Source organism: Massilia sp. DWR3-1-1, from assembly GCF_049898325.1.
In the GTDB taxonomy this organism is placed as follows: Bacteria; Pseudomonadota; Gammaproteobacteria; order Burkholderiales; family Burkholderiaceae_D; genus JAFCUW01.
Map to the genome: position 1 here is coordinate 30,034 of NZ_JAFCXL010000001.1, position 21,442 is coordinate 51,475.

Here is a 21,442-nt window from a genome sequence, read left to right on the forward strand (position 1 = left end):
ATCCTCGGTGGTGACAGTGGGGGCGCCAGGCTGGCCGCGCTGGCGAAGCAGATGGCGAATCAGATGGCGAGAATAGAGCAAGCCCACCGCCCGTCCTTGGGCAAGCGCAAGCGCAGGCGTCGCCCCGGCCTCACTCGCTCAGGCTGATCGCGCCTTCGCCGGAAGCGGCCCCGGCGCCACCGGGCTGGGGTGTCACGCGCGGGATGCGAATCTGAAATTGCGTGCCCTGACCCACCGTGCTGCGGGCGCTGATGACGCCATTAAATTGTTTGACGATCAGGTTGTAGACGATGTTCAAGCCCAGGCCGGTACCGCCCTGCCCGCGCCGGGTGGTGAAGAAGGGGTCGAAGACATGGTCGATGACGTCGACGGCGATGCCGCGGCCGTTGTCGGCCACGTCCATTTCCACCATCTCGCCGCGCAGGCGGGCGCGCACCTCGATGCGGCCGCCCTGCCCGGGGGCGAAGGCATGTTCGACGCAGTTGACCAGCAAGTTCGTCAGCACCTGGGCGAACGCGCCGGGGTAGGAGTCGAGCGCGATCGGCCCGCCCTCTTCCTCGTGCAGCACGATGTCGATGCCCTTGAGCTTGGGCCGCAGGCTGGTGACGATTTCATCGACGTAGGCCATCAGGGCGAACGGCCGGCGCGCCTCGCTGGTCTGGTCGACGGCGATCTGCTTGAAGCTGTGGATCAGGTGGGCGGCCCGACAGGCATTGTTCATGATCAGGCGCGCGCTTTCCGCCGCCGTTTCCAGGTAGCGCAGCACGGTCGATTTTTTCAGGCCGTCGGCGGCCACCGCCGCCTGCAACGCGTCGGTGGCGCCTTTGAGCACCGAGGCGCTGGTCAGGACAATGCCGACGGGCGTGTTGATTTCGTGGGCGACGCCGGCCACCAGGCTGCCCAGCGAGGCCAGCCGCTCCGCTTGCAGCAGCGATTCCTGGGTCAGGCGCAGGTCGGCCAGCGCGGCGGCGGTCTGGCGCGCCGACTGGCGCGCCGCCTCCTCGGCATCGCGGGCGCGCTCGATGGTCGATTTCAAGCGCCGCTGGATCTGGTTGAAGCCGCGAATGACCTCGCCCAACTCGTCTTGCCGCACTTCCGGCAATTCTTCCACCTCGGCGCCGCGGGTGGCCAGTTCGAACAGGCCGTCGCGCAATTGCCTGAGCGGGCGAAACACCACGCGCAACGACGACGACAAGGCCAGTACCAGGATGATATCGAGCAGCAGTACCTCGGCCACCTTGCGCGCCAGTTGCGAGGCCAGGGCGGCGTCGATGCGCGCGCGGCTGAAATGCACGACCACCTTGCCCACCGACAGCGGGCGCATCGCGGCGCCGCCCGCGCTGGCGTCGCGAAACACCAGGTCGGCCTCGACGGGGGCGCCGCCCGGCGGGGCGGTGGTGGTGGCGATCAGGCGACCGTCGCCGCCGCGCATCTTGCCGGCGAACACCCCGACTGCGCTGTCGTAGACGCGAATCGACACCACTTCCGGCGGCAGCATTTCGGCATCGAGGATGGTCTCGACCTTGCTCTTGTCCAGGTCCCACAGGGCCGCCGGCAGGCTGATCTGCAAGCGCGTCAGCACCCCTTCGCACAGGCGCTGGTAGCTGCTTTCGAGGTCCTTGCCCAGCGAATATTGGGCGTACGCGCCAGAAATCGTCAGCACGGTGGTGACGATGACGACGAACAGCAGTTTCAGTCGGCCTTGAATACTGAACATTCGGTCCCGCCCTCGCATCGCTGTAGCGCCGTGGTTTGCAGTGCGCCCGTGCACTGGTCCCTGCAGGGGGCGGCGCCGCCTGCAGCCAATGTACGGGATGCACTGTTGCTTTGCAAGCTGCGGGCTCTTTCGCTGGAGCCTGAAGCAATGGTAAGCTCGCACGACATGCGAAAGAATGACTGAGCAAGAACCACACAGGAAATGCAATGAATACAGCTTTTCAGAATCTGGCACTGGCCGATGTCCGGCCGGGCATGGTGTTATCCGATGTATTGCTTGACCGCCAGGGCCAGGTCCTGCTGCCCGAGGGCGCCATTCTGACGGAGGCCATCATCGCCCTGCTGCCCCGCCACGGCATCGAACGGCTGGCCGTGCTGCGCACGGAACAGGCCGGTCCCGTCGCCGCCAGTGTCGACGAGGCGGCCGTGACGGCGCGGCTGGCCCGCTTGTTCCGCCACTGCGACCGCACGCGCGACGAGGACAGCGCCACCGCCACCTTGCACGACTACGTGCTCGACTACCGCCTCGACCGCGAGATTGCCGCATGAACCCGACTGCCCTGAACCTCGACGACATCGTGCGTCAGCTCGACGCCCTGCCTTCCTTGCCGGTGGTGGTAATGGAACTGCTCACCGCCATCGACCAGGACGACGTCGACATCTCGGTGCTGGCGAAAAAAGTGTCGCACGACCAGGCGCTGACGGCGAAAACGCTGCGCCTGGCCAATTCGTCGACCTATGGCCTGCAAGTGAAAGTGACCACTATCCAGCAAGCGATTACCTTCCTGGGTTTTCAGACCACCCGCAACCTGATCACGGCGGCGGCCGTCACCGGCTGCTTCGCCCAGGGCGCCTGCAAGGGCTTCGATGACAAGGGCTTCTGGCGCCATTCGATCGCCACCGCCGTGTGCGCACGGGTTCTGGCGCGGCGCATGCGCTTTAACCAGGACTACGCCTTCACGGCCGGCTTGCTGCACGACATAGGCCGGCTGGTACTGGTGACCGTCGATCCGGCCGCCTATGCGCGGGTGATCGCCAAGGCGGCCGACGACGATATCGATCTGCTCGAGGCCGAGCGCATCATCCTGGGGGTGGACCACGTGACCGCGGGCATGTTGCTGGCCGATCACTGGAAATTTTCCGACACGATCCGCCAGGCGCTGGCCCACCATCACCATCCGGAGCTGGTCGGCGCGGGCTTTTTGTCCACCATCATTCACGTGGCCAACGCCATCGTCCACGCGCTCGACATGGTGGGCAACCCCAACGAAGCGGTGCCCACCTTGTCACCGGTTGCGTGGCACGCGATGGGCCTGAGTGAAGAAGCGTACGTGCACGTGTTCCGCGAAACGGAAGTGCAATTCGATGAAATCGCCGCCGCCTTGATGGGGTGATGCCGGTGGCGTGGTGGCGCTGGCGCCAGCACGGGCGGCCACGCCAACGGGGCCGCGGCGTGGACGCTGCGGCCTGTGAAGCTGGCGCGACGGGGCACTGCGCAGGCAGGCGCGCCGCCGGCGCCGGGCCTTGTCAGTGCGCGTAGTTGCCAGCGGTACCAGTCTGCTCGGCAGGCGTCGCCTTGTCGTCCGCCTTCGGCCGGCCCTGGGCGTCGGACAGGCGGTACTTGGTACGGCGATCGCCCATCAGGTCGCGCAGGTCGCGGATGCTCATGCCCGTCACTTCGTGCATGCGAATGAGCAGGGAGGCGCCCACTGGCAAGCGGTGGTGACGAATCTTGCTGATCACGGGCGGTGCCACTTCGAGCATGCGCGACAGGGCCGCATCGTTCTTCAGCTGCATTTTACCCAGCAAAATATCGAGCAGGTGATTGGGGTTGTAACTTTCTTGGGATGCCAGAGCATGGTGTGCCATGATTTACCTCGTCTGAGTGAAATGAATAGTTCGGTGAAGAACTTTATGAAAGACTATCTTTCGGCTAAATTAGTTCCCGGAAAATCGCTGCTGCCGGGGATGATTTTTTATCCCTGATCAACTACCCTCCGGCGCCATTGCGCTAAGCGCTACGCACTGCCCGCACGCTTGCCAATCAAACAAATTAACGGACCTGAACGCCTTCAGTACATCCGACCTTCGCCGTGCGGCCCTTGTTTGAAATCAAGCTAACGCGAGGAAAGCTTGTCACATCGTCATTTCAACACATGGGGGCAATGTGTGGCGCACGCAAGAGAACATTCGCACGTTTTATAGGATCAAATGCCTATTGGAATGTATTGTTTATTAAAAAAAATATTTATGGCGATCACGCAAATTCGCCTATGGGAACAGCATCGGGCTTGGTCGGCATATGCCCGATGACAAGCTTGCATTAATTCATTTTGGCCATGAATAAGGACGCCGGTAGCATTGTTTCAAAACGTTACAAACAGCCGTGCCGCCGCAAGCGCCAAGTGCGCAGCACCGCGGCCGCCGATTTACGGTAAACTTGCCGGTCCTGCCGCCGGTGGCGGTCACCCCGGGCAGTCAATCAATTAAGCGATTTCATGCAGAAAAAAGTCTTCATCAAAACCTTCGGCTGCCAGATGAACGAGTACGACTCGGACAAGATGGCGGACGTGCTGGGCGCCTCCGATGGCCTGGTCCGTACCGACACGCCGGAGGACGCCGACGTGATCCTCCTGAACACCTGCTCGGTGCGCGAAAAGGCGCAGGAAAAAGTGTTTTCCGACCTGGGCCGGCTGCGCGAACTCAAGCTCGCCCGGCCCGACCTGATCATCGGCGTGGGCGGCTGCGTGGCGTCGCAGGAAGGCGCCGCCATCGTCAAGCGGGCGCCGTATGTCGACCTGGTGTTCGGCCCGCAAACCCTGCACCGCCTGCCGCAGATGGTGCGCGAGCGGCGCAGCAGCGGCAACGCGCAGGTCGACATCAGCTTTCCCGAGATCGAAAAATTCGACCACCTGCCGCCGGCCAAGGTGGACGGCCCGTGCGCCTTCGTCTCGATCATGGAAGGCTGCAGCAAATACTGCAGTTACTGCGTGGTGCCCTACACGCGCGGCGAAGAAGTCTCCCGCCGCTTCGAGGACGTGCTGGCCGAAGTGGCCGGCCTGGCCGCCCAGGGTGTGCACGAAATCACCCTGCTGGGCCAGAACGTGAATGCCTTCCGCGGCGAGATGGAGGGCGGCGAGATGGCCGACTTCGCGCTGTTGCTCGAATACGTCGCCGCCATCGACGGCATCGAGCGGATCCGCTTCGTCACCAGCCACCCGAAAGAGTTCACCCAGCGCCTGATCGACGCCTACGCCCGCATTCCGCAACTGGTCGACCACCTGTACCTGCCGGCCCAGCACGGCTCCGACAAGGTGCTCGGCGCCATGAAGCGGGGCTACACGGCGCTCGAGTACAAGTCGATCGTGCGGCGCATCCGCGCGGTGCGGCCGAACATGTCGGTGTCGTCCGATTTCATCGTCGGTTTTCCCGGCGAGAGCGAGGCCGATTTTGAGGCCATGATGAAGCTGATCGCCGACGTCGGCTTCGACACCAGCTACAGCTTCATCTTCAGCAAGCGCCCCGGCACGCCGGCCGCTTCGCTGGCCGACGACACGCCGCACGAGCTCAAGCTGGCGCGATTGCAGCGCCTGCAGGCGGCGATCGACGCCAACACGCGCCGCTTCAGCGCCGCCATGGTCGGCACCGTGCAGCGCATCCTGGTCGAAGGGGCGTCGAAAAAGGACGCCGCCGAACTGCAGGGCCGCAGCGAGAACAACCGGGTGGTCAACTTCGCCGTGCCGGACGGCGTCGACGCCGCCGCGCTGGCCGGCAGCATGGTCGAGGTGCGCATCACCGAGAGTTTTAATTACACCTTGCGCGGTGAGCTCCTCACCAGCGCCGCCTTGATTGCGAACGCCCGTTGAAAAACCGAACCCCCATGCAGCCCTCGTATTTCGTCCCCGAGCCGCTCGACAACACCCGCCTGGCCCACCTGTGCGGACCGCTCGATGAGAACCTGCGGCAGATCTCGGCGGCGCTGGACGTGACGATTTTCCGCCGCGGCGAAAAATTCATCGTCAGCGGCAGCAATGCCGACCAGGCGGTGGCGATCCTCGAACGGTTCTATGCGGTGGCCAACAAGATCGTGCCGCTCGAAGAAGTGCAACTGGCGCTGGTCGAACAGCGCACCGGCCTGGTGGCGTCCGACGGCAGCCCCGCGCCGGCCGCGCAACTGGCCGAGATCGACATCGCCACGCCGGTGCTGAAAACCCGCCGCCACGACCTGCGCGGGCGCACCCCGCACCAGATCGCCTACCTGCGCAACATCCTCGAACACGACATCGCCTTCGGCGTGGGCCCGGCCGGCACCGGCAAGACCTACCTGGCGGTGGCCTGCGCCGTCGACGCCCTCGAGCGCGACGCCGTCAAGCGCATCGTGCTCACCCGCCCCGCCGTGGAAGCGGGCGAGCGGCTCGGCTTCCTTCCCGGCGACATGGCCTCGAAGGTCGACCCGTATCTGCGCCCCCTGTACGACGCGCTGTACGACCTGCTGGGCTTCGACCGCACCCAGAAGATGTTCGAAAAACAGGTCATCGAGATCGCCCCGCTGGCCTATATGCGGGGCCGCACGCTCAATCACGCCTTCGTCATTCTCGATGAGGCGCAAAACACCACGGTCGAACAGATGAAGATGTTCCTCACCCGGATCGGCTTCGGCAGCAAGGCCGTGGTGACGGGCGACGTCACCCAGGTCGACCTGCACAAGACCCAGAAAAGCGGCCTGGTCGACGCCGTCCAGGTGCTCAAGGACGTGCGCGGCATCGCGTTTACCCAGTTCACCAGCGCCGACGTGGTGCGCCATCCGCTGGTCGGTCGCATCGTCGACGCCTACGAATCGGCCGCCGCGGCCGATGCCGCCTCGGCCCTGCTCACCCTCTCCCAACCGGCTGCCAAGCATGTCCGCAAAAAATAAACTCGCCCTGTCCGTCCAGTACCCCGATACGCGCCTGCAGGCGAGCCTGACGCGGCCGAAAATCCGCAAATGGGTCAAGGCCGCCTTGCTGGGACCGGCCGAACTGACCATCCGCTTCGTCGACGCCGCCGAGGGCCAGGCCCTCAACCGCGACTACCGCGACAAGGACTACGCCACCAACGTGCTCACGTTCGCCTACAACGAAGGCGAGGAGCTGGCCGACGACGAGCCGGTGCGCGCCGACATCATCCTGTGCACGGACGTGCTCGAGCGGGAAGCGGGCGAACAGCATAAAACGGTGGAAGAACACGCCGCCCACCTGATCGTCCACGGCGTGCTGCACGCCCAGGGCTACGATCACATGGAAGACGACGAAGCGACCGAAATGGAATTGTTCGAAACGGATATCCTGGAAACGCTGGGTTTTGCCGACCCCTACGCAGACCAGGCCGCCTGACGGTTACAGTTGCAACAGGGGGATAATATTCCCTCACACATGTTGCAATTGCTTACCCGGCCTGTGTGAATCAGCCCACACTGGCGCACCGCCCCTTGCGGTCTAATGGAAACTTGATTGTGACCATTTTATTCAAGGAGTGTGTGCATGCGTAAAACCAAATCCAACCCTGCCCCGCTGCCGTTCGCCCCGCTGCAGTTTGCCCCGTTCGCCCCGTTTCCCGGCCACGCCATGCCGGCCCTCGACGGCGACACGGGCGCCGACGTGTGCGTGGTCGGCGCCTCGCTGGCCGGCTTGCGCACCGCCTACGACCTTTTGCAAAACGGAAAATCGGTGGTCGTCATCGAATCCGCGCCGACCCTGCCGGGCCTGGACGCCGCCGCCGTGACAGGCGCCCCCCGGCTGGCCGATCTGCTCGGGGCCGACGATGTGCGGGCGGGCGTTCAGCGCGCGCCGGCCTCGGCGAACGAACTGGCCTACGCCATCGTGCAACTGGGCGGACGCATTCACGGCGCCACCCGCGTGCTCGACATCAGCGCCGAGCACAATATGCAGGTGGTGACGACCTACCAGGGCGCCATCGTGGCGCGCGTGGTGGTGGTGGCGACAGACCAGGCAATGCCGGGGTCGGGCTTGCGCAGCGGCGGGGCCGCCCCGCGCAAGCCCGGAGACACCCCGGCCCTGCGGGTACTGACCACGCCCGCGCCGGACATCGCCGCCCTGTTCAAGCCCTTCGGCCAGCGCAGGGCCGCCTGAGCCATCACGCCTTTTTCAGCGCCGCCGGGTCCAGCGGCAGCTTGCGCAGGCGCTTGCCGGTGGCGTTGAAGACGGCGTTGGCCAGCGCCGGCGCGATGGCCGCCGTGCCCGGTTCGCCGATGCCGCCCGGCTCGTCCGTGCTGGCGACGATGTGCACTTCCACCACCGGCGCCTCGTTCATGCGCATCATGCGGTAGTCGCCGAAGTTTGACTGCACCACGCGGCCCTTGTCGAAGGTGATCTGGCCGTACAGGGCGGCGCTCAGGCCGAACACGATGCCCCCTTCCATTTGCGCCACCACCGTGTCCGGGTTGATCACCTGGCCACAATCGAGCGCGCACACCACTCGGTGCACCTTGACGTCGCCGTCCGGTCCCACCGACACCTCGGCCACCTGCGCCATGTAGCTGCCGAAGGCGAACTGCATCGACACGCCGCGTCCCACGCGCCGCCCCGCCACCGCCTTCAAGGGCTGCTTCCAGTGCGCCTTCTCGGCCACCAGGTCGAGCACGCGCAGCATGCGCGGCGCCTTGCTGAGCAGCGCGCGGCGGTAGCCGACGGGGTCGAGCCTGGCGGCGGCCGCCAGCTCGTCCATGAAACTCTCGACGACGAACACATTGTGGGTGGGGCCGACGCCGCGCCAGAACGCGGTCGGCACGGGCGGCTCGTGGCGCACGTATTCGACGCGCATGTCGGCGATCGTGTATTGCAGCTCGCGGGCCCCTTCGACGGCGTCCGGATCGACCCCGTCCTTGACCGCGCCCGGCGCGAAGCGCGCCATGATGGACGAGCCGGTGACCTTGTGCAACCAGGCCGCCGGCATGCCCTTGGCGTCGAGCCGGGCCGACAGGCGGTCGACGTAATACGGGCGGAACATGTCGTGCTGGATGTCTTCCTCGCGGCTCCAGATGAACTTGACGGGCCCTTTCATGAGCTTGGCGAACGACACCGCCTGCACCACGTAGTCGACTTCCAGGCGGCGGCCGAAACCGCCGCCCAGGTAAAAATTGTGCACCTTGATTTTTTCCAGCGGCAGGCCGGTCAGCCTGGCCGCCGCCCCTTGCGCCATGCTGGGCACCTGGGTGCCCACCCACAGGTCGCAGCCGTCGGCGCGCAGATCGACCGTGCAGTTGATCGGCTCCATGGTGGCATGGGCCAGGAAGGGCAGCTCGTAGACGGCGTCGATGCGGCGCCCCTTTTCGCCCAGCGAGCGGGCGACGTCGCCCAGGTTTTCCGCCACCGCGCCGGGCTGCCCGGCCGCCTTCATCATGTCGGCGCGCATGCTCGCGCTGCTCATGGCGCCATGCGGGCCATCGTCCCAGGTGGGCGCCAGCGCGGCCAGGCCCTGCCTGGCCGCCCACATGTGGTCGGCCACCACCGCCACCGCGTTGTCCAGTTTGAGCACCTGGCGCACGCCCTTGACGGCGAGCGCCTTGGCCTCGTCCACGCTCTTGAGCTTGCCGCCGACGACGGGCGAAGCCGCCACCGTGGCGATCGCCATCCCCGGCAGGCGGGCGTCGATGCCGAACAGCGCCGTGCCGTTGGTTTTTTCGACGCTGTCCAGGCGCAGGTGCGACTTGCCGATCAGGGTGTAGCCGCCGGCGCTTTTCAAGGTGATCGTTTTTGGTACCGGCAGCCTGGCGGCGGCGTCGACCAGTTCGCCGAAGCCCAGGCTGCGCTTGCCGGCCGGGTCGATCACGGCGCCGTCTTTCACGTGCAAGGTGGCGCCGTCGACGCCCCATTGTTGCGCCGCCGCCGATACCAGCACGCTGCGGGCGGTGGCGCCCGCTTCGCGCAGGGGCTTCCAGGCCGCGCGCACGGAGGTCGAACCGCCGGTGACCTGGCCGCCCAGCATTGGGTCACTGTAGAGGGTGTTGTCGGCGGGCGCCTGTTCCAGCTTGACCTTGGCCAGGTCGACGCCGAGCTCCTCGGCGATCAGCATGGGCATCGATGTAAATGTGCCCTGCCCCATTTCCACCTTGTGCATGACCAGCGTGACGACGCCGTCGCGGCCGATGCGGATGAAGGCGTTCGGCGCCAGGCCGGCGCTGCGGTTCGAGGCTGCCGTGGCGGCCGCGCCGACGGCCGTTTCGGCCGGCGGATCCTTGCGGTCGCCCGGCTTGTTGGCGTCGCAGCCGGACAAATTAAAACCCACCAGCAGGCCGCCGCCGGCGGCCGCGCCCACTTGCAGGAAGCGGCGGCGGTTGACGACGGCGCTCATGCTGCCGCTCCCGTCGCTACCGGCGCCGGCGCGGCGGCGGCGATCTTGATGGCCGCGCGAATGCGCCCGTACGTCCCGCAGCGGCAGATATTGCCCGACATGGCGTCGTCGATCTGCGCGTCGGTGGGCTTCGGCGTGGCCGTCAGCAGGGCCGTGGCGGCCATCACCTGGCCGGACTGGCAGTAACCGCACTGGACGACGTCGATCTGGCGCCAGGCGCTTTGCACGCGCGCGCCCACGGGATCGTTGCCGACCGCTTCGATGGTGACGATTTTTTTGCCGGCCGCGGCCGACACGGGCGTCACGCACGAACGCACCGCCTGGCCGTCGAGGTGAATGGTGCAGGCGCCGCACAGCGACACGCCGCAGCCGAACTTGGTACCGGTCAGGCCGGCGACGTCGCGCAGCACCCACAGCAGCGGCATATCGTCGGGCACATCGAAGTCGGTGGCGGTGCCATTGATGTTCAGCGAGGTCATGGGCTACTCCGGTTGGTTGGCGAAATCGCCAATATACGGCAATCGCGCGGCGCCCGATTGGGGCGCCCCATTTTGCTTAAAAAACGGGCACTCTCGCTTTTGATGTATGCTACGCCCATCGCAACAACGGCTCACGCCAACTATGCCAGAGCACCCTACGGACGTCCGCCTGGACGCCAAACCTCAGCGTTCCCTGTTTGAACGCCTGACTGCCTTGATCTCCCCCGAGCCTGAAAATCGCGCAGAACTGCTTGAAGTGCTGCACGATGCGCAAAGCCGCAACCTGATCGACGCCGATGCGCTGTCGATGATCGAGGGCGTCTTCCAGGTATCGGACCTGTCCGCCCGCGACATCATGGTGCCGCGCTCGCAGATGGACGTCATCGACATCAGCAAACCCATCGAAGAATGGATGCCATCGGTCCTGTCGACCGCCCACTCGCGCTTTCCCGCCGTCGAGGGCGAGCGCGACAAGGTGATCGGCATCCTGCTGGCCAAGGACCTGCTGCGCTACTACGCCGAAGAATCGTTCGACGTGCGCGACATGCTGCGCCCCGCCATCTTCATTCCCGAGTCAAAACGCCTGAACGTGCTGCTGCGCGACTTCCGCGCCAACCACAATCACATGGCCATCGTGGTCGATGAATACAGCGGCGTGGCCGGCCTGATCACCATCGAGGACGTGCTCGAGCAGATCGTCGGCGACATCGAGGACGAATACGACTTCGACGAGGAAGAGGACAACGTCCTGTCGATCAAGGAAGGCCATCACGGCCCGCGCTGGCGCGTCAAGGCCCTGACCGAACTGGACCAGTTCAATGAGGAAGTCGGCGCCAGCCTGGTCGACGACGACGTCGACACCATTGGCGGCCTGGTGGCCAATCACCTGGGCCGCATGCCGCACAAGGGCGATGTGTTCGACATCGACCACCTGCGCTTCGAGGTGCTGCGCGCCGACGCCCGCCAGATCCACGTTCTGCTGGTCGAGCGCATGCCGCTGGCCGAGGACGAACACGACTGATGCTGCGCAAGGTCCGCGCAGCGCCCATCCTGGCCACCCGGCCGCGCGGCACGCTGTGGCCGATGCTGGCCGCCGCCATTGCCGGCGGCCTGTCGCTGTTCTCGTTCGCCCCGTTCGGCGCCTGGCCGCTGCAGTTCGCCCTGCTCGCCTTCGTGTTTTACCAGGTCGGCATGGACACCTCGGTGCGCCGCGCCAGCGCGATCGGCTGGGCCTTCGGCCTGGGCTGGTCGGTGGCCGGCATGCACTGGCTGTATATCGCCATCACCCGCTTCGGCGGCTTGCCGGGACCGGTCGCGGCGCTGGCGCTGCTGCTGCTGGGCGCCTACATGGGCCTGTTCGCCGGCCTGGCCATGGGCGTGGCCGCCTGGCTGCGGCGGCGCTGGTCGCTGCCCGTGGCCGCCTACCTGCTGCTGGTGCTGCCGGCCTGCTGGGGCCTGTCCGAATGGCTGCGCGGCTGGGTGTTTACGGGCTTTCCGTGGGCCTCGTCCGGCTACGCCCACACGGGCAGCGCGCTGGCCGGCTACGCCCCCATCGTCGGCGTGTATGGCGTGGGCGTGCTGGTGGCCGTGTGCGGCGCCTGCCTGACCATGCTGACCCAGCGCGCGCGCTGGCCCGCGATCGGCCTGCTGGCGGCCATCCTCGCGCTGGGCCTGGGCCTGCGCCAGCTCGACTGGACGCGCCCCCACGGCAAGCCGCTGTCCGTGCGCCTGTTGCAAGGTAACGTCGCCCAGGACGAGAAATTCGACCCCTTGCATCTGCGCGACGCCCTCGACCTGTACCACGACCTGATCACCGCCGCCCCGGCCGACCTGATCGCCACGCCGGAAACGGCGATCGTGCTCTACCCCTACCAGCTGCCGCCCGACTACCTGCCGTCGCTGGCCAGCTTCGCGCGCGCCAGCGGCAGCGCCCTGCTGGTGGGCATGCCGCTGGCGGCCAGCCAGGAAGACGCGCTGCACAATGCCGCCAACGCCATCGCCGGCATGGCCCCGGACGGCGCCAGCTACCGCTTCGACAAGCAGCACCTGGTGCCGTTTGGCGAGTTCGTGCCCACCGGTTTTCGCTGGTTCGTCGACATGATGGCGATCCCGCTGGGCGACTTCAAGCGGGGCGCCGCGGTGCAGGCGCCGTTCGCCGTCAAGGACCAGTTCGTGCTGCCGAACGTCTGCTACGAAGACGCCTTCGGCGAAGAAATCGCCCTGCAGCTGCGCGCGTCCGCCACCCCCGCCACCATGCTGCTCAACGCCTCCAACCTGGCCTGGTACGGCCAGTCGGTGGCGATCCCCCAGCATTTGCAGATCTCGCGCATGCGCGCCATCGAAACGGGCCGGCCCATGCTGCGCGCCACCAACACCGGCGCCACCGCCATCATCGACCCGCACGGCGCCGTGCTGGCATCGCTGCCGGCAGACCAGCGGGGCGTGCTCAGCGCGTCCGTGCAGGGCATGCGCGGCAACACCCCGTACATCGTCTGCGGCAACCTGCTGTTCCTGGCGCTGGCCGGCGTCGCCCTCGCTTGCGCGTGGTGGCGCGGCCGGGTGGCGCGCCAGAACGTCGAATAATCGTGTTCCGCTCCCAGCGGCCCCTTAAAAACCGCTAAAATTAGCCATTTAGCACTTTCACTTTATTGCTCGCCGTCAAACGCGCGGCACATGCCACGATGCTCACATTCCAACAAATCATTTTGACCTTGCAATCCTACTGGGACAAGCAAGGCTGCGCCCTGCTCCAGCCCTACGATCTGGAAGTGGGCGCCGGTACGTTTCACACTGGCACCTTCCTGCGCGCGATCGGTCCGGAACCATGGCGCGCCGCCTACGTGCAGCCGTCGCGCCGCCCGAAAGACGGCCGCTACGGCGAAAACCCGAACCGCCTCCAGCATTACTACCAGTACCAGGTGGTACTCAAGCCGGCGCCGGAAAACATCCTCGATTTGTACCTGGGCTCGCTGGAAGCGCTGGGGCTCGACTTGAAGCAGAACGACGTCCGCTTCGTCGAGGACGACTGGGAAAGCCCCACCCTGGGCGCGTGGGGCCTGGGCTGGGAAGTCTGGCTCAATGGCATGGAAGTGACGCAGTTCACCTATTTCCAGCAAGTTGGCGGTCTCGACTGCAAACCCGTGCTGGGCGAAATCACCTACGGCATCGAGCGCCTGGCCATGTACCTGCAGGGCGTGGAAAACGTCTACGACCTGGTGTGGACCACCTGGCAGGAAAACGGCGAAACCAGGTCGCTGTCCTACGGCGACGTGTTCCACCAGAACGAGGTCGAGCAGTCGACCTACAATTTCGAGCACGCCAACACGGAACTGCTGTTTGGCCAGTTCGCCAACCACGAGTCCGAAGCGAAGCGCCTGATCGAGTTGCAACTGACCCTGCCCGCCTACGAGCAGATCATGCGCGCCTCGCACAGCTTCAATATGCTCGACGCGCGCGGCGCCATTTCCGTCACCGAGCGGGCGGCCTATATCGGCCGCGTGCGCACGCTCTCGCGCCTGGTCGCCCAGGCCTATTACGAGTCGCGCGAAAAGCTCGGCTTCCCCATGGCGCCGAAAGCGCCCCTCGCCGACGCCGACGCCACTGCCTGATTAAAGAATAACAACATGAACCACACTTTATTAGTCGAATTGCGCACCGAAGAACTGCCACCGAAAGCCCTCGTCAAACTGGGCGCCGCCTTTGCCAACGGCATCGAACAGGGCTTGCGCGCGCGCGATTTTCTGGGCGCCGACAGCGTCGTGACGGCGTATTCCACGCCGCGCCGCCTGGCCGTGTCGATCACCGACGTGCGCCCCACTTCGCCCGACAAATCGATCCGCGAAAAAGTGCTGCCGGTGTCGGTGGCGCTCGACGCTGCCGGCAATCCGACCGCGCCGCTGGCGAAAAAACTGGCCGCCATGGGCCGCGCCGACGTCACCGTGGCGCAGCTCGAACGGGCCGTCGACGGCAAGGCCGAGAGCTTTTTTTACAGCTACACCGCCGACGGCGTGGCCCTGGCCAGCGGCCTGCAGGCGGCCTTCGACGAAGCGCTGGCCAAGCTGCCGATTCCTAAACTGATGAGCTACCAGCGCCCCGATGGCGCCACCGTGCAGTTCGTCCGTCCCGCCCATTCGCTCATCGCCCTGCATGGCGAAGACATCGTGCCTTTGACGGCACTGGGCCTGAGCGCCGGCCGCGTCACCCTGGGCCACCGCTTCCTCTCGAGCGGACTGCCGATTTCGATTTCGCACCCCGTCAACTACGCCGGCATGCTGGAAAACGAAGGCAAGGTCATCGCCAGCACGGCCGCCCGCAAGGACGTCATCCGCGCGGCCCTGCTGGAAAAAGCGGGCGCGGACCTGGTGCTCATGCCCGAGGCCCTGCTCGACGAAGTGGCCGCGCTGGTCGAGTGGCCGGTGGTGTACGAATGCCGGTTCGAAGAAGCGTTCCTGGCGGTGCCGCAGGAATGCCTGATCCTGACCATGCAGACCAACCAGAAGTATTTCGCCCTCACGGACGGCGCCGGCAAGCTGCGTTCGCGCTTCCTGATCGTCTCGAACATCGCCACGAGCACGCCCGAGCACATCATCGGCGGCAACGAGCGCGTGGTGCGCCCGCGTCTGTCGGACGCCAAGTTCTTTTTCGAGCAGGACAAGAAAAAAACCCTGGCCGCGCGCCTGCCGCTGCTGGCCAACGTGGTCTACCACAACAAGCTGGGCACGCAGGCCGCGCGCACCACGCGCGTGACGCGCCTGGCCGGCGCCATCGCCGCCCGCCTCGGCTACGACGTCGCGCTGGCCGAACGGGGCGCGGCGCTGGCCAAGGCCGACCTGCTCACCGACATGGTCGGCGAATTCCCCGAGCTGCAAGGCATCATGGGCACCTATTACGCGCGCCACGACGGCGAGCCGGAAGAAGTGGCGCTGGCCGCCTCCGAGCACTATCAGCCCCGCTTTGCCGGCGACAGCCTGCCGACCACGCCCACCGGCACCGCCGTGGCGCTGGCCGACAAGCTCGAAACGCTGGTGGGCATCTGGTCGATCGGCCTGGCGCCCACCGGCGACAAGGACCCGTTCGCCCTGCGCCGCCACGCGCTGGGGGTGCTGCGCATGCTGCTGGAAAAACGCCTGCCGCTGTCGATCTCGGCCCTCCTGATGGACGCCGCCGCCGTGTTCGACGACCAGGCCGGCTTCAAGGATCCGTCGTTTGAAGTGGCCAGCTTCATCATCGACCGCCTGCGCGGCGTGCTGCGCGAACGGGGCTTTTCCAGCAATGAAGTCGAAGCGGTGCTGGCGCAGCAGCCGGACCGCCTCGACGACATCGTCCAGCGGCTCGACGCCGTCAAGGCGTTCGCGGCGATGCCGGAAGCGGCCTCGCTGGCCGCGGCCAACAAGCGCATCACCAACATCCTGAAAAAAGCCGAAGGCGCCGTCGGCACGGTCGACGCAGCGCTGCTGCAGGAAGCGGCCGAAAAAACCCTGGCCGCCAGCGTGGCGCGGGTGCAGCCGGAAGTGGCGGCGGCGTTCGCCCGCGGCGACTTCACGGGAACGCTCAAGATGCTGTCGCAACTGCGCGACGACGTCGACGGCTTCTTCAATGACGTCATGGTCAACGCCGAGGACCCGGCGCTGCGCCACAACCGCCTGGCCTTGCTGGCGCAATTGCATGGCATGATGAACCGCGTGGCCGACATTTCCAAGCTGGCCGCTTAAGCTTTTGACAGGAGCCGCCGCCATGAAAATGATCATCCTCGACCGCGATGGCGTGATCAACCACGATTCGCCCGACTTCATCAAGTCGCCCGCCGAGTGGGTGCCGATTCCCGGCTCGCTCGAAGCGATCGCGCGCCTGAATCAGGCCGGCTACCGGGTGGTGGTGGCGTCGAACCAGTCCGGCATCGCGCGCGAACTGTTCGACATGAACATTCTCAACACGATCCACCAGAAGCTCCATTCGCACGCGCAGATGGCCGGCGCGCAGATCGACGCCATCTTCTTCTGCCCCCATGCGGCCATCGACAACTGCGATTGCAGAAAGCCGAAGGCCGGCATGTTCGAAGAAATCGGCAAGCGCTTCAAGGTGAGCCTGCGCGGCGTGCCCACCGTGGGCGACTCGCTGCGCGACCTGCAGGCCGGCTTCAAATCGGGCTGCACGCCCTACCTGGTGCTCACCGGCAAAGGCCAGAAGACCATGGAAACGGGCGGCCTGCCGCCCGGCACCCAGGTCTTCGACGACCTCGCCAGCATGGTCAGCCACCTGCTCAAATCTCCCCACCCTACTTCCACCTGACCGCTTTCCCGGAGACCCCCATTGCGTAATATCGGCCTGTTCCTGCGTTCCCTGTTGTTCACCATTGTGATGGTCCTCGCCACCGTGATCTGGGTGTGCGTCTGCCTGCTGGCGGCGCCCCTGCCGTATAACCAGCGTTACTGGGTGACCTCGCGCTGGAACGTTTTCGTGATCTGGTGCGCCAAGGTCATCTGCGGCATCCACTACCAGTTCAAGGGCTACGACAATCTGCCCGACGCGCCCGCCATCGTGCTGTCGAAGCACCAGTCGGCATGGGAGACGATTTTCCTGCTGCCCTCGCTGACCCGGCCACTGGTGTACGTGTTCAAAAAAGAGATCCTGTATATTCCCTTTTTTGGCTGGGGCATGGCGCTGCTGCGCATGATCCCGATCGACCGCAAGCAGGGCAAGAACGCCTTCCGCCAGGTGGTCGCGCAGGGCAAGCGCCGGCTCGCCGATGGCCAGTGGATTATCATGTTCCCCGAGGGGACCCGGATTCCCGTCGGCCAGGCCGGCAAGTACAAGAGCGGCGGCACCCGCCTGGCCATCGAGACGCAGGCGGTGGTGGTGCCGATTGCCCATAACTCGGGGGAATACTGGCCGAAGAATTCGTTTCTGAAGCGCCCCGGCACCATTACCGTCTCGATCGGCAAACCGATTTCGCCAGTGGGACACACGCCCGACAGCATGATGCAAGAGGTAGAAAATTGGATAGAGTCAGAAATGCGCGTCATTTCGCCCCACGCCTACAACGCTGGCTGAGTGGTGCCGGTGAGCTGATCGGCATCCGCGGGCCGCAGCCCGCTGCCACCTCTCCGCGCAAACTCGATGGGCAACAGCTCGAGCTGTTCGCCCAGGAGTACTTTGCCGCTCTCGAACCGGCCGCCGCCCCGGCGTCGCCGCCGCAGGTGCTGTTCAAGGCGCCACCGCCACCGCGGGTGGCGCTGCCCACCCCGCCGCCGGCACCGCCCGGCGCGCCGCCGCTGCGCCGCATCGAGCTCGGCGCCCACGCCATCGACTACGTCCTGCGCCGCACCGCGCGCCGCTCGATCGGCTTCATGATCGATGACGACGGCCTGCGCGTGACGGCGCCCAAGCGCCTCAATCTCGCTGAAATCGACAGCGCCATCCGCGCCAAGCAGCGCTGGATCGTCACCAAGCTGGAAGAACGGGGCGAACGGCGCGTGCTGCGCCAGAAGAAACCGCCGCTGCAATGGGTCGACGGCGCCGCCCTGCCCTACCTGGGCGGCGCGCTGACCTTGCGCCTGCAAGCGGCAGCGCGCAGTCACTGCCGCTACGACGAGGCGGCAGGCGAACTGCACGTGGGCGTCGTCGACGGCCTCGAGGAATGGCAACTGCGCGAACGGGTCAGGCTGTGGCTGCAGGACCAGGCGCGCACCCTGTTCGCCGAACGCATGGCCCTGTATGCGCCGCGCCTGGGCGTGCACTACCGCTCACTGACGCTGTCGTCGGCCGGCACCCGCTGGGGCTCGTGCACGGTGGGCGGCAGCATCCGCCTGAACTGGCGCTTGATTCATTTTCCCCTGTCGCTGGTCGATTACGTCGTCGCCCACGAACTGGCGCACCTGCGCGAGATGAACCACAGCGCGCGCTTCTGGGAGACGGTGGGCGCGGTGTATCCCGATTACGACGGCGCCAAGGCGGCGCTGCGCAAGCTGTCGCAGGAATTGCCGGTGATTTTTCCTGACTAGAGATTATACGCGATTGCGCATAATTTACGGATGCGTCCTGATCCAGGTCGCGTAGCCGGCCAGGCTGGCCGACTGCGCCGCATCGAGACAGCGGGCGGGCAACGGCAGGGTGCCCCGTTTTAACAGCAGCATGCGCCCGCGCGGATAGCTGCGCATGCCGACGACGTCGTCCCAGGCGATCAGGGTGACGCCGGCCGGCCCGCTGCGCACGATGCCGTGGCGGTCGATGGTGAACTGATAGGTGGTGCGCGAGCGGCCTTGCAGGAAAAAGTGCCAGGCGGCCGACCAGGTGCTTTTGCAGCGCATGTACCAGCTGGCCGGGGCGGCGATGCGGCGGCGGCGGATCAGGTAGCCTGCGTGCTGCCACATGAAGGCGGCATATTCCCACGAGCCGTAGCGGACGGAAAATTCGATCGGCGCCAGCGTGGCGGCGTCCTGCTCGTGCAGGAAGGGCGTCTGGTGCTGCGAGTGAACAAGCACCAGCGGCTCCGGGTCGCTGTGCTGCTGCACCAGCGCGGCCACTGGCTTACGGCTACCCACAGGCTTCGGATGGTTGAACCACATGCGCGTCCCCGTTCGCCCTTTTGTCAGGGCTTAAAAAAACCATGGTAGCAAATTTAATAAATCAGCCCCTGCAATAATTCAACCGTGCGCGTTGTTGCGCCGCCGTGCATTTGGGCGAAGCGAAACCCCGCCTCGCCCATGCTGCGGCGGGCCGTTTCGTCGAGCAGCAGCGCGCGTGCCTGGACCAGCATGTCGGCCGCATCAAGCACCCGGCTGGCGGCGCCGATGGCAACCGCTTCATCGCTGGCCACGGCGAAATTGAAGGTGTGATCGCCGATCAGCACCGGCTTGCCGGTGGCGCAAGCCTCGATCAGGTTCTGGCCGCCCAGCGGCAGCAGGCTGCCGCCGATGAAGGCGCAATCGCAGGCGGCATAATACGCCACCATCTCGCCCATCGAGTCGCCCACCAGCACATCGACGGCGGCATCGAGCTCGACCCCGTCCTGGCCCAGCGCGGAGCGGCGCGCCACCTTGAAGCCGCGCGCGTGCGCCAGTTGCGCCACTTCGTCGAAGCGCTGCGGATGGCGCGGCACGATCAACAGCAGCATGCCAGGCAAGCGCCCCGGCATGGCCTTGAAGGCGTCGAGAATGAGCGCCTCCTCGCCCTCGCGGGTGCTGGCGCACAGCAGCACGGGACGGCCGGCCTCGGCAAGCGCATCGATCCGCTGGCGCAGGAAGGCACCCTTGGCCAGCGCCGCCGCCGGCACGGCGACATCGAACTTGATGTTGCCGGTGACGACGACCTGGCGCGCACCCAGCGAGCGCACGCGCGCGGCATCGAGTTCGGTCTGCGCCGCCACCAGCGATATCGCCGACGCCGCCTCCGTCATCAACGGGCCCAGGCGCCGCGCCCGCTGCAGCGAGCGCTCCGACAGGCGCGCATTGACCAAGGCCACCGTGATGCCACGCGCCTTGCACACCGCGATCAGGTTGGGCCACACCTCGGTCTCCATCAGGATGCAGACACGGGGCGTGAAGTGGCGCATGAAGCGGGTCAGCTTGGTGACCATGTCGTAGGGCATGTACGACTGGACGAAACGCTCGCCGTGGCGCGCGTACAGCGCCTGGCCGGCGGCGCGGCCGGTCGGCGTCATGTGGGTCATCAGGATGCGGCTGTTCGGATACAGCGCCATCAGGGCATCGACCAGCGGTTCGGCGGCGCGCGTCTCGCCCACCGACACGGCGTGGATCCACAGCGTGTGCCAGCCGGCCCCGCGCGGGCCGTAATGGCCGCGCCGCTCGTTCCAGTGCTGGCGATAGCCCTTTTCACGCAGCCCGCGCCACCACAGGCGCGCCAGCACCAGGGGCATGGCCAGGCGCCACAGCAGGCTGTAGGTGCCGCGCCTCATGCCCGACCCAGCAAGGCCAGCGCGGCCGCGCTGACCGTCTCCAACGAGGGCGGCGCACCCTGCTCGCCCAGGTTGACGATCAGGGGCGACCAGTTGCCCTCGGTCTTCCAGCGCGGCGAATCGGCATAGATTTCCACGGTCGGGCGCAGGAAGGCGGCGGCGATGTGGGTCAGCCCCGTGTCCACGCCCACCGCCAGGGCGGCATTGCGCGCCAGCGTGACGGCGCCGTCCATTGACAGCTTCGGCAGTACGCGGGCATGCGGCACAGCGGCGGCGATCGCCTCGGCCTCGGCCTGTTCGGCCGGCGAACCCCACGCCAGCAGCACCGGCATCGGCGCCAGGCGGGCGCCGAGCGCGATCCAGCTGGCGCGTGGCCATTGCTTGGCAGCGCGCGCGGTGCCGTGAAAGAACACCGCGTAGGGGGCCGCCGGCATCCAGTCGGGGCGCGCGGCGCCATCGACGGCGGGCAGGCCGAAGTCGGGCGCGCTGTCAACGGCGTAGCCGAGCGCCCTGGCCGCCACCAGCCGGCCGCGCGCCACCGCATGGGTGCGCGGATCGAGCTTGATGCTGTCGGTATGAAAAATACGCGAGATCGCTTCGTAGCCGGAGCCTTCGCTGCCGTTGCCCAGGCCGATCTTGCGTCCGCCGGGAGCGAGCCGGGCCGCGCCCATGATGACGCCGGTCTTGAGCAGGCCCTGGGTGTCGAACACCAGGTCGTAACGCTCTTCGCGCAGGTCGCGCCAGAATTGACCCAGCTCGCGCCGGGTGGCGGGGCTGGTCAGGCTTTTTCGCCAGCGGCGCAGGGCGAACGGCACGATCTTGCGCACGCGCGGATTGAGGCGCACCAGGCTGACGTAGGCCTCTTCGACCACCCAGTCGATGACGGCGTGCGGGTACTGGCGCGCCAGGTCGGCCACCATCGGCAGATTGTGCAGCACATCGCCCATCGATGACACGCGCACCAGCAGAATTTTCAAACCGCGGT

General features: G+C 66.4%; 20 protein-coding genes. 13 read left to right on the forward strand and 7 right to left on the reverse strand.

Annotated features, from left to right (window positions below; translation table 11 throughout):
- Positions 1 to 130: 130 nt before the first annotated feature.
- Positions 131 to 1,717 carry a sensor histidine kinase gene (locus tag ACP7EY_RS00140; protein ID WP_426189220.1) on the reverse strand — a complete coding sequence of 529 codons (1,587 nt, stop codon included), beginning with the start codon at positions 1,715 to 1,717 and terminating at the stop codon, positions 131 to 133.
- 206 nt (positions 1,718 to 1,923) lie between these two features.
- Between ACP7EY_RS00140 and ACP7EY_RS00145 the strand changes: the two genes are divergently transcribed.
- Together ACP7EY_RS00145 and ACP7EY_RS00150 are read left to right on the forward strand one after the other, a co-directional pair.
- Positions 1,924 to 2,265 carry a hypothetical protein gene (locus ACP7EY_RS00145; protein ID WP_426189222.1) on the forward strand — a complete coding sequence of 114 codons (342 nt, stop codon included), beginning with the start codon at positions 1,924 to 1,926 and terminating at the stop codon, positions 2,263 to 2,265.
- Complete coding sequence (locus ACP7EY_RS00150; RefSeq protein WP_426189223.1) at positions 2,262 to 3,110, forward strand: HDOD domain-containing protein; 849 nt, start codon at positions 2,262 to 2,264, stop codon at positions 3,108 to 3,110. The genes ACP7EY_RS00145 and ACP7EY_RS00150 overlap by 4 nt, the downstream gene beginning before the upstream one ends.
- 133 nt (positions 3,111 to 3,243) lie before the next feature.
- Here the strand turns inward: ACP7EY_RS00150 and ACP7EY_RS00155 are convergent, their stop codons facing one another.
- On the reverse strand, positions 3,244 to 3,585 hold the full coding sequence (locus ACP7EY_RS00155; RefSeq protein ID WP_426189225.1) for a hypothetical protein: 342 nt from the start codon (positions 3,583 to 3,585) through the stop codon (positions 3,244 to 3,246).
- Positions 3,586 to 4,214: 629 nt separating this feature from the next.
- Here ACP7EY_RS00155 and miaB point away from each other — a divergent pair.
- The 4 genes from miaB (at position 4,215) to ACP7EY_RS00175 (ending at position 7,844) form a co-directional block, all read left to right on the forward strand.
- Positions 4,215 to 5,582, forward strand: a complete 1,368-nt coding sequence (gene miaB / locus ACP7EY_RS00160; RefSeq protein ID WP_426189227.1) for a tRNA (N6-isopentenyl adenosine(37)-C2)-methylthiotransferase MiaB — start codon at positions 4,215 to 4,217, stop codon at positions 5,580 to 5,582.
- Complete coding sequence (locus ACP7EY_RS00165) at positions 5,579 to 6,631, forward strand: PhoH family protein (protein ID WP_426189229.1); 1,053 nt, start codon at positions 5,579 to 5,581, stop codon at positions 6,629 to 6,631. The genes miaB and ACP7EY_RS00165 overlap by 4 nt, the downstream gene beginning before the upstream one ends.
- On the forward strand, positions 6,615 to 7,088 hold the full coding sequence (ybeY, locus tag ACP7EY_RS00170; RefSeq protein WP_426189231.1) for an rRNA maturation RNase YbeY: 474 nt from the start codon (positions 6,615 to 6,617) through the stop codon (positions 7,086 to 7,088). The genes ACP7EY_RS00165 and ybeY overlap by 17 nt, the downstream gene beginning before the upstream one ends.
- 147 nt (positions 7,089 to 7,235) lie before the next feature.
- The gene (locus tag ACP7EY_RS00175; RefSeq protein WP_426189233.1) at positions 7,236 to 7,844 is read left to right on the forward strand and encodes an NAD(P)-binding protein; all 609 of its coding nucleotides are present in this window, start codon (positions 7,236 to 7,238) and stop codon (positions 7,842 to 7,844) included.
- Between the two features lie 4 nt (positions 7,845 to 7,848).
- On the opposite strand, the gene ACP7EY_RS00180 is transcribed toward ACP7EY_RS00175, so the two are convergent.
- Entirely contained in the window at positions 7,849 to 10,065 is a 2,217-nt protein-coding gene (locus ACP7EY_RS00180) for a molybdopterin cofactor-binding domain-containing protein (protein WP_426189235.1), read from the reverse strand.
- Entirely contained in the window at positions 10,062 to 10,544 is a 483-nt protein-coding gene (locus ACP7EY_RS00185) for a (2Fe-2S)-binding protein (RefSeq protein WP_426189237.1), read from the reverse strand. The genes ACP7EY_RS00180 and ACP7EY_RS00185 overlap by 4 nt, the downstream gene beginning before the upstream one ends.
- A gap of 142 nt (positions 10,545 to 10,686) precedes the next feature.
- Here ACP7EY_RS00185 and ACP7EY_RS00190 point away from each other — a divergent pair, with 142 nt between their 5' ends.
- The 7 genes from ACP7EY_RS00190 (at position 10,687) to ACP7EY_RS00220 (ending at position 18,544) form a co-directional block, all read left to right on the forward strand.
- Complete coding sequence (locus ACP7EY_RS00190; protein ID WP_426189238.1) at positions 10,687 to 11,565, forward strand: HlyC/CorC family transporter; 879 nt, start codon at positions 10,687 to 10,689, stop codon at positions 11,563 to 11,565.
- Positions 11,565 to 13,127 (forward strand): apolipoprotein N-acyltransferase, encoded by a 1,563-nt coding sequence (gene lnt, locus ACP7EY_RS00195; RefSeq protein ID WP_426189240.1) that lies wholly within the window; start codon positions 11,565 to 11,567, stop codon positions 13,125 to 13,127. Before ACP7EY_RS00190 ends, lnt begins: the two co-directional genes overlap by 1 nt.
- Positions 13,128 to 13,225: 98 nt before the next feature.
- Complete coding sequence (gene glyQ / locus ACP7EY_RS00200; RefSeq protein WP_426189242.1) at positions 13,226 to 14,152, forward strand: glycine--tRNA ligase subunit alpha; 927 nt, start codon at positions 13,226 to 13,228, stop codon at positions 14,150 to 14,152.
- 15 nt (positions 14,153 to 14,167) lie between these two features.
- On the forward strand, positions 14,168 to 16,255 hold the full coding sequence (glyS, locus tag ACP7EY_RS00205; RefSeq protein WP_426189244.1) for a glycine--tRNA ligase subunit beta: 2,088 nt from the start codon (positions 14,168 to 14,170) through the stop codon (positions 16,253 to 16,255).
- 22 nt (positions 16,256 to 16,277) lie between these two features.
- Positions 16,278 to 16,832 carry a D-glycero-beta-D-manno-heptose 1,7-bisphosphate 7-phosphatase gene (gmhB, locus tag ACP7EY_RS00210; protein WP_426189246.1) on the forward strand — a complete coding sequence of 185 codons (555 nt, stop codon included), beginning with the start codon at positions 16,278 to 16,280 and terminating at the stop codon, positions 16,830 to 16,832.
- Between the two features lie 21 nt (positions 16,833 to 16,853).
- Complete coding sequence (locus tag ACP7EY_RS00215) at positions 16,854 to 17,594, forward strand: lysophospholipid acyltransferase family protein (RefSeq protein ID WP_426189248.1); 741 nt, start codon at positions 16,854 to 16,856, stop codon at positions 17,592 to 17,594.
- 14 nt (positions 17,595 to 17,608) lie between these two features.
- Positions 17,609 to 18,544, forward strand: coding sequence for a M48 family metallopeptidase (locus ACP7EY_RS00220; RefSeq protein ID WP_426190014.1), 936 nt, complete (start codon positions 17,609 to 17,611; stop codon positions 18,542 to 18,544).
- Positions 18,545 to 18,568: 24 nt separating this feature from the next.
- Here the strand turns inward: ACP7EY_RS00220 and ACP7EY_RS00225 are convergent, their stop codons facing one another.
- From ACP7EY_RS00225 to waaC, 3 genes are read right to left on the reverse strand one after another with little or no spacing between them, the layout of a single operon-like run.
- Positions 18,569 to 19,108, reverse strand: a complete 540-nt coding sequence (locus ACP7EY_RS00225) for a YcxB family protein (protein WP_426189250.1) — start codon at positions 19,106 to 19,108, stop codon at positions 18,569 to 18,571.
- A gap of 53 nt (positions 19,109 to 19,161) precedes the next feature.
- Positions 19,162 to 20,457, reverse strand: a complete 1,296-nt coding sequence (gene waaA, locus ACP7EY_RS00230; protein WP_426189252.1) for a lipid IV(A) 3-deoxy-D-manno-octulosonic acid transferase — start codon at positions 20,455 to 20,457, stop codon at positions 19,162 to 19,164.
- On the reverse strand, positions 20,454 to 21,434 hold the full coding sequence (gene waaC / locus ACP7EY_RS00235; RefSeq protein ID WP_426189254.1) for a lipopolysaccharide heptosyltransferase I: 981 nt from the start codon (positions 21,432 to 21,434) through the stop codon (positions 20,454 to 20,456). The genes waaA and waaC overlap by 4 nt, the downstream gene beginning before the upstream one ends.
- Positions 21,435 to 21,442 lie beyond the last annotated feature (8 nt).